We start from the raw sequence: 7830 nt of genomic DNA, 5'->3' as shown, positions 1-7830 counted from the left end.
CAAGCCCAACCTGGGATTTCTGGGCACGGCAATGCGGTCTGACGCTGCCGTCACCCTTGCGCACACGGCGATTTGGCCAATCCAATCTGGTGGTTCAGGCTGCAATTGAAGGGCTGGGTGTCGCGCTGGGTCGGGAACCCCTGGTGATCGATACGTTATGTGACGGGCGTCTGGTTCGACCCTTTCCAGAACTGACCGAGTCCCCTTTGTCTTACTGGCTGGTTCGGCGACACGAAACCAAGGACAGTCCGAAAGTCGGTGAGTTTCTGAACTGGATCAGTGCTGAAGTAGAAGCGCAACCGGACATCCCGCCATCCGCCGACGCTTATAATTAGCCTGGCTTATATGAGTCATTACCATTCCGACATGGCGCAAGGACGTCTCTCTGCCCATACTGGTACAAGCCATCTGACGATCTGGAGAGCATTTCAATGTATCTGAGAAACTGCTGGTATGTCGCTGCCTGGAGTAAGGATATCGGTCGCGAACTGAAGGCCGAAACGTTTCTGGGTGAAAACATCGTGCTTTACCGGCGGGAGGACGGCACTCCGGTCGCATTGGAAGATGCTTGCCCGCATCGTAAGCTGCCGCTGTCCAAAGGCAATCTGATCGGTGATGTGGTGGAATGCGGTTATCACGGCCTGAAATTCGACTGCTCGGGCAAATGCACGGACAGCCCGACCCAGCGTGGCATGACCCCGCGGCGGGCAGTGGTAAGATCATATCCGGTAGTGGATCGGTATCGGTTCCTGTGGATTTGGATGGGTGATCCGGAACAGGCGGACCCTGACAATATTTTCCTGATCGAGAATTTCGACGATGCCAGTTGGGGCATGACTGATGGTGGAGTGATGGATATCGACTGCCACTACCTGTGGGTTTGCGACAACCTGCTGGACCCCAGCCATGTAGCCTGGGTGCATGTCTCGTCCTTTGCCGGGGCTGGCACGGACGAAGAGCCGCTGAATGTCGAAAGAACGGACCGCGGCGTGATTGTCTCGCGCTGGATCGAGAACAAGCCGCCGTCGCCCTATTATGCGAAGCTGGTGGCCTTTGACGGTGATTGCGACAGGCTACAGCATTACGAGATGTGTATGCCCGCGATAGGGCTGAACAAATCCATCTACACGCCCGTCGGAACCGGCGGCTATGACAAACCGCCCGTTGCCGAGACTTTCATCAACGTCTCTTACAATTTCATGACCCCGATTGATGAGGATCGGACCCGGTATTTTTGGTTCCAGCACCGCAATTCTGATCCCGATAATGCTGAGGTGTCCAAATTCATGAATGATGGCGCGCGGATGGCGTTTCTTGAGGACAAGGAGGTTTTGGAGAAGGTTCATCTGGGCATGAAAAACGCCAAGACGCCAAACATTGATCTGGGATTGGACGCTGGGGCCAAACTATTCCGCAAAGCTTTGGACCGCGCGATTGAGGCTGAGGCTTTTCCGATCAACATGGTTGAGCGGGTGTAAGGTTTGTTGGCCGGTTCCGAAACCCACTAGGCATCGAGGGGGACGTGAAGCCGGGGATGCGCTGCGTCCTGTCGTTCGAACCCTCAGCTAGGTAGGCGGCTTGGGCTTCTGAATTGTCGGGGTGGGTGCCGACCATCATGTAAGAGCAGGACAGCGCGCGCGCCTTTTGTTTTGCGCTTTCGATAAGTTGCCGCCCGACACCCATGCGGCGATACAGCCGTCCAATAAAAAGGTGGTGCATGACGATACCGCGACGGCCTAGCTACAACTGTGTTAGCGGGCTCAGGGTGACATAGCCGATGACCTCGCCTTTCGTTTCGGCAACCAGCACATAGACCCATGGCTGATTGCCGAACACATCCCGCTCTAACACTGCGGCGTTGATGTTTGGGACATCACCGTGATGTGTGGCTAGAGCGCGGATCATTGACAGTAGAAAACGCATGTCATCGGGCTCTGCGTCCCGGATATGTACCTTTGCGTTAGGGTTGGTGGGTTTCATCTTTGCCTCCTGTTTCTTTGCCACAGAAGCGAGATGAAAAATGCCGCACTGTGGCGGCACTTTCTAACTACACATCAACGGTCGCACTGCTTAGGGCGCGTTGGAAAATGTGCCGCGGGGTTGGGCCATGACGATAATGGCCCAACGCTGTGACGATAGCAGAATAACGTCAAGTTATTCACTGTGCAATCAGAGGACCGGTGTCCGCCGCCGGTTACGCCGCGCCGTAGATCACTGGGAAACGCCCTCCGGCAAAAGGTGCGCCGGGGCGCAAACTGTCGTCATGCAGCCACTCTGTCACGGCATCGCGTGGCTGGTAGATGGCGCCCTCTACCGCAAATCGGACGGCATAGCCGCGTCTGCGCCGAGTTGAGGTGCGGTTGCCCATTGCCGAATGCACTGTCATGCCGTCAAATGCCAGCGCATCGCCGGGCTCCATCTTTGGGTAGTGAAAGATGTCGTAGGCGGCGCGGTTGGCCTCGAAATCAGGCATGTCGATATAATCGGGGTTGTCTTCCTCAAGATAGTGCAGGAACGCCCCAAGCTGGTCGGTTTTGAAAGGCCGGTACTTGGCACCCCAAGCGTGTGATCCACGAACGAACTCCAGCGCGCCATTGTCTGGGTCAACCGGGTCCAGAGCGATCCATATGGTCATGATTGGTCCGGCCACCGGCCAATAGGGTTGATCGGTGTGCCAGCCCGTCTGGGTTTTTGTCCCCGGCTCTTTGGCAAAAATCTGGTCATAGATAAGCGAAGTCCACGGGCTGCCCGCCACCTCAGCCACGCGCTGGCCGATATCCGATGTCAGGCAATAATCCTGAAATACGCCCGGGTTTTCGCGCATGTTCTTGTAGGCAAAATAGCGCTCGCCTTTAGAAACCTCTTCATCTACGGCCTTGCGTAGTTTGGTAAGCCAATCCTGCGACAGAATTTGTTTCAGCAGCACGACTCCGTCGCGTGCATAGGTTTCCTGAATGATCTTCAGGTCAGATGTCTGTGTCATGTAACGTCCAATTCAACGCCTCTTCCATTGAGGCGGTTGCAGTATGCAGGCGCGTTGCACCCGGTTTGTCCGGCGTTACGTGATGGGTGAACTGCGGCAGTTTATAATGAAACAGGGCCAAAGCGATCGGGCCGACCATTTGCCGGCAAGACGTCGATGGAACTGTTCAATGCGAAGGCTCATTGCGGCACCTTTCACCAGCCAACTTAACCTAATTTTTCGCATTGGCATAGAACACATGACGGATCGTTTTACATGGCCATAAGTCTATTGACGGAATGTGCGTATTAATCAATATTATTACTACTATGCAAAAGTATTCCATCTTCTCGCTCGCCCGGAACGCACTGACCGGGCATAAGAACTGGCCCAGAGCCTGGCGTAGTCCGCCGCTGAGGAATCGGTACGATGTAGCGGTGATCGGGGCGGGGGGGCACGGTCTGGCCACCGCCTATTATCTAGCCAAAGAGTTTGGCATCACCGATGTGGCTGTGCTGGAACGTGGTTGGTTGGGTGGCGGCAACATTGCCCGGAACACTGTGACTATCCGATCAAACTACATGCGGGATGAATCGATCCCATTCTACGTCAAATCCGTCGCCATGTACGAAGGTCTCACGGATGAGCTGAACTTCAACATGATGCATTCCAAACGAACCATGGTGGATGTGGTTCAGACCTGGCCCAAGCTGCGCGAACTGCGGCGGCGACAGCTGGTGATGGATATCTATGGATCGACCTATGAACAGATCAGCACCGAGGAATTGCGCCGCCGCATTCCGGCGCTGACTGGCGGCGGGCCGGATGCGCGGCTGCCGGTGATCTGCGGCATGGTGCATACGGATGCCGGCGTGAACCGGCATGATGCCGTGGCCTGGGGCTATGCCCGTGCGGCTGACGCGCTTGGAGTAGAGATTCATCAGCAGACGGCGGTGCAATCCCTGCTGCGCGGGGCAGATGGCTCGATCGAAGGGGTTGAGACCAACCGGGGCGTTGTCCGGGCAAAGAAGGTGGTTGTGGCCGTCTCGGGTCACACAACCACGCTCACTGAAACTGCCGGGTTGAAACTGCCGCTACGGACGATGAACCTGACCGCGTTTGTGTCCGAACCGGTCAAGCCGTTGGTCGATGTGATCGTGAACTGCCCGGACAGCGGGTTCTATTTCAGTCAATCCGACAAGGGCGAGATGGTGATCGGCGGTGCGCCCGACATGGGGCAGAGTTTCCGCCGTGACATCAAGCAACACGTATTCGAAGACACGGTGACCGCAATGCTGTCCCTGTTCCCGAGTTTCAAGAAGCTCAAACTGATGCGGCAATGGGGCGGGCATCTGGATATTGCCCATGATGCCTCGCCGATCATGGATCAGACAGAGATTCCGGGGCTGTTTGTCACTGCCGGATGGTGGGGCGGCTACAAGGCCATTCCAGCAGGGGGGCTGACGCTGGCTCATCTGGTGGCAAAGGGGGAACCGCACCCGCTTATGGCGCCCTTCACTCTTGGCAGGTTCCGGCATCTGGACTTCGTGATGGAAGCCGGAACCACTACGGCGCGATAGGAAAGGTCAGGATCATGATGCTTTTACCCTGCCCATTCTGCGGCAAGCGAAACGAAAACGAGTTTATTTTTGGCGGCCCGGTCGGGGCGGAGCGCCCTGACGCCAATGCTGTCAGCGATGAACAATGGGTCGAATATCTGACGGTGACGCCGAACCCATTGGGTCCGGTTGAGGAGAAATGGTGGCACGCGCGCGGATGCGGTGAATGGTTCACGATCTGGCGGGACACACGGACTCATGACATTGTGGAGGCGTCCGATGGCACAAAGTAACCGCCGCGCTTCGGGCGGGCGCATCGACCGAAACCGCCCTTTGCGATTCACATTCAATGGCAAACCCTATGAAGGGTTCGAGGGAGATACGCTGGCTTCAGCCCTGTTGGCAAACGGGGTTCGGGTCACGGCCCGCAGTTTCAAGTATCATCGCCCGCGGGGTATCATGGGGCACGGGCCCGAAGAACCCGCAACACTGGTGGAACTGGATGGCGAAGATGCTTCGGGCAACCGTCCTGCGACAACGGTGCCGCTGCGCGACGGGCTGAGCGCGCGGTCGGTCAATTGCTGGCCCTCGCCCGAGTTCGATCTGGGTGGGATCAATCAGCTGTTGACGCGCTTTATCCCCGCAGGGTTCTACTACAAAACGTTCAAGTGGCCGGACTGGCACCTGTTTGAACCCTCGATCCGTCGGGCCGCAGGGCTGGCGGCGGCACCCGCCAATCCTCCGGCGAGGGGTCATTTTGAGGCCCGGAACGCCCACGCCGATGTACTGATCGCCGGAGCTGGCCCAGCCGGTCTGCAAGCTGCGCTTGAGGCCGGTCGCGCGGGTAAACGTGTGTTTCTGGCGGATGAGGGCACCGAGGCGGGCGGTAGTCTGCTCAACCGCAATCTTTCGATCGGTGGCTGTCCCGCAATGGACTGGGTCGCGGATGCGGTGGCTGAGCTGCGCGGTATGGACAATGTCACCCATCTGCAAAATGCAACTGTCTGGGCCTATCGCGAACACAATCTGATAATGGTGAACGAACGCGAGCCGGAACAGGACAGTATTCTGGAACGCAGTTGGCGCGTGCGGGCCGGCGAAGTTGTTATTGCTACCGGAGCCACTGAACGCGCCATGGTTTTTGGCGGCAATGACCGGCCCGGTGTGATGTTGGCCTCATCCGTGCAGGCTTACGTCAACCGGTGGGGCGTGACGCCTGGGCAGCGTGTGGTGCTGTTTACCAACAACAACAGTGTTTATGCTGTGGCGGCTGATCTGTCAGCGGCAGGTACGCAGGTTATGGCCATTCTGGACAGCCGCAAGACTGTCCCGTCTGAGGTATTGGATCAGGTTCCGAATGTCCCGGTTCACACTGCAACAGTTGCAAGTGATGTACGTGGTCATAAAAGGGTTCGCGCGGTCAAAGCCGTTCCCATGACCGGAGGAGCAGGTCACTGGATCCATTGTGATGTGCTGGGCTGCTCCGGTGGGTGGAGCCCAACTGTGCACCTGTGGTCGCAATCCCGCAGCACGTTGCGGTTTGATGGGGATCTGGCAGCATTTGTCCCTGATAAGGCGGTTCAGAAGTGCCGCGCGGTGGGGGCAGCGGCAGGAGATCTGACGCTGAACAAGATCGTTGAGGGTGGCGACGATCTGCCTTATGCAATTGAAGCGCTCTGGCGGGTGGATGTTCCGGGCCAGCACGGCAAAGCCTTTTTGGATGTGCAGAACGATGTCTCGGTCAGTGATGTGCATTTGGCCTTGCGCGAAGGCTATGACAATGTCGAACACGTCAAGCGCTATACCACCGGCGGCATGGGGATCGACCAGGGCAAGACCGGCAATATCAACATCATCGGCACCGTTGCGATGCAAAAAGGCGTGCCGCTGCAAGAGGTTGGAACGACCACTTTCCGGTCTCCCTATACGCCTGTTTCCTTCGGTGCGATTGGCGGGTTGCGGGAGGGCTGGGGGCTGTTCCCCTATCGCCATACCCCTGTGACCCAGTGGAACAAGGACAACGGCGCGGTCATGTATGAGGCTGGCGCGCGCTGGCGGCGACCGGGATACTTCCCGAAACCGGGCGAAGGTCTGCAAGAGGCCGTCAATCGCGAATGTCGGGCGGTGCGGGAAGGCGTTGGCATCTATGATGGCTCGCCCCTTGGCACCTTTGAACTGAAGGGTCGGGATGTTCCGCAATTCCTCGATTTCATCTACTCCAACATCATGTCCAGCCTGAAACCGGGCAACGGGCGCTATGGGCTGATGCTGTCGGATGACGGGCTGATCCTGGATGATGGCGTTGCCTTCCGGCTGGACGAACACCGCTGGCTGGTTTCGACCTCGACGGGGCACGCGGATGCGGTCAATCAGCATATGGAAAAGTTGCTGCAAACCGAATTCCCCGGCTGGCAGGTGATGATCACTACAGTCACAAGTCAGTGGAACAACGCCACCATTTGCGGCCCCAAGGCCCGCGAAGTGATGCAGGCGCTGGGTACGGATATCGACCTTTCACCCGAGGCGTTCCCGTTCATGTCCTTCCGCGAAGGTACTGTCGCAGGCTTCCCGGCCCGAGTGGTGCGGGTGAGTTTCACCGGCGAATTGTCCTATGAAGTCAACGTTGCCACCCGCCACATGGCAGCTCTGTGGAATAAGGTGATGGAGGCCGGTGCGCCCTTTGGCATCCTGCCGGTTGGTTCAGAATCCAGCCACGTTTTGCGGGTCGAAAAAGGGTTCCTGTCGCTGGGGCATGAGGTCGACGGTACGGTAGACGCCTATGATCTGGGAATGGGCTGGGCGATGTCGAAGAAAAAGCCGGATTATCTGGGTAAACGCTCGGTCGCGCTACGTCGCGCAGGTGGCGGAACCCGACGCGAGCTGGTCGGTATTCTGGCGGATGATCCAAACCGGCAAATCCCCGAAGGTGCGCCGCTGACGCCCGGTGGCCGGAAAGAGGCTACTGACGGGTTGGTCACGGCGTGCGTCTGGAGTGTGGTCAATAAACGATGGGTCGGACTGGCGTTGCTGGAAAACGGTCACGCGCGACAGGGCGAAACCGCCCATGTCCGGCTGAAGGACGATGTGATCCCGGTCACTGTCACGAAACCGGTCTTTCACGACCCCGAGGGCAAGTTGCTTAGGTCCTGAGATGAGATATGACGTAAAAATAGAACGACGCAGCCTGATGGCCCTATTCGACCTCAAAGGAGCGCCTGACGCGGTTTCGAATTGGGTCGGGGACGCTCTGCCGTTATTGCCGGATCGCCCGAACACCCGCGTGAATAAAGACAACACCGAGCTGTTTTA

Annotated in this window: 8 protein-coding genes; 5 read left to right on the top strand and 3 right to left on the bottom strand. The window is 57.8% G+C overall.

Annotated features, from left to right (window positions below):
• Window positions 1–335: LysR substrate-binding domain-containing protein (locus tag AC2FNC_RS19260; RefSeq protein WP_496716327.1), on the top strand; the 335-nt coding region annotated here is incomplete at its 5' end.
• A 96-nt stretch (window positions 336–431) separates the two neighbouring features.
• Window positions 432–1478, top strand: coding sequence for an aromatic ring-hydroxylating dioxygenase subunit alpha (locus tag AC2FNC_RS19255; protein WP_480555237.1), 1047 nt, complete (start codon window positions 432–434; stop codon window positions 1476–1478).
• Here AC2FNC_RS19255 and AC2FNC_RS19250 read toward each other — a convergent pair.
• The 3 genes from AC2FNC_RS19250 to AC2FNC_RS19240 all read right to left on the bottom strand — a co-directional run bounded on the left by AC2FNC_RS19250 (window position 1456) and on the right by AC2FNC_RS19240 (window position 2983).
• The gene (locus AC2FNC_RS19250; RefSeq protein WP_496716326.1) at window positions 1456–1719 is read right to left on the bottom strand and encodes a GNAT family N-acetyltransferase; all 264 of its coding nucleotides are present in this window, start codon (window positions 1717–1719) and stop codon (window positions 1456–1458) included. The genes AC2FNC_RS19255 and AC2FNC_RS19250 overlap by 23 nt on opposite strands.
• 21 nt (window positions 1720–1740) lie before the next feature.
• Entirely contained in the window at window positions 1741–1980 is a 240-nt protein-coding gene (locus AC2FNC_RS19245) for a GNAT family N-acetyltransferase (protein WP_496716325.1), read from the bottom strand.
• A gap of 214 nt (window positions 1981–2194) precedes the next feature.
• Entirely contained in the window at window positions 2195–2983 is a 789-nt protein-coding gene (locus AC2FNC_RS19240; RefSeq protein ID WP_480555231.1) for a phytanoyl-CoA dioxygenase family protein, read from the bottom strand.
• Window positions 2984–3291: 308 nt separating this feature from the next.
• Between AC2FNC_RS19240 and AC2FNC_RS19235 the strand changes: the two genes are divergently transcribed.
• Genes AC2FNC_RS19235 through AC2FNC_RS19225 form a run of 3 tightly spaced genes read left to right on the top strand, consistent with a single transcriptional unit; the run spans window position 3292 to window position 7671 of the window.
• Window positions 3292–4542, top strand: coding sequence for an FAD-dependent oxidoreductase (locus AC2FNC_RS19235; protein ID WP_480496288.1), 1251 nt, complete (start codon window positions 3292–3294; stop codon window positions 4540–4542).
• A 14-nt stretch (window positions 4543–4556) separates the two neighbouring features.
• On the top strand, window positions 4557–4814 hold the full coding sequence (locus tag AC2FNC_RS19230) for a sarcosine oxidase subunit delta (protein WP_480478006.1): 258 nt from the start codon (window positions 4557–4559) through the stop codon (window positions 4812–4814).
• Entirely contained in the window at window positions 4801–7671 is a 2871-nt protein-coding gene (locus AC2FNC_RS19225) for a 2Fe-2S iron-sulfur cluster-binding protein (protein ID WP_496716324.1), read from the top strand. Before AC2FNC_RS19230 ends, AC2FNC_RS19225 begins: the two co-directional genes overlap by 14 nt.
• Window positions 7672–7830 lie beyond the last annotated feature (159 nt).

The organism is Ruegeria sp. BHSA123, assembly GCF_059613425.1.
Note: the sequence above shows the minus strand (reverse complement) of the source record. Positions and strands in the feature narration are given on the sequence as shown.

Excerpts from the sequence above, each read along its gene's own strand:
- AC2FNC_RS19255 (WP_480555237.1), top strand. The coding sequence starts at position 432 with ATGTATCTGAGAAACTGCTGGTATGTCGCTGCCTGGAGTAAGGATATC.
- AC2FNC_RS19250 (WP_496716326.1), bottom strand. The coding sequence starts at position 1,719 with ATGCACCACCTTTTTATTGGACGGCTGTATCGCCGCATGGGTGTCGGG.
- AC2FNC_RS19245 (WP_496716325.1), bottom strand. The coding sequence starts at position 1,980 with ATGAAACCCACCAACCCTAACGCAAAGGTACATATCCGGGACGCAGAG.
- AC2FNC_RS19240 (WP_480555231.1), bottom strand. The coding sequence starts at position 2,983 with ATGACACAGACATCTGACCTGAAGATCATTCAGGAAACCTATGCACGC.
- AC2FNC_RS19235 (WP_480496288.1), top strand. The coding sequence starts at position 3,292 with ATGCAAAAGTATTCCATCTTCTCGCTCGCCCGGAACGCACTGACCGGG.
- AC2FNC_RS19230 (WP_480478006.1), top strand. The coding sequence starts at position 4,557 with ATGATGCTTTTACCCTGCCCATTCTGCGGCAAGCGAAACGAAAACGAG.
- AC2FNC_RS19225 (WP_496716324.1), top strand. The coding sequence starts at position 4,801 with ATGGCACAAAGTAACCGCCGCGCTTCGGGCGGGCGCATCGACCGAAAC.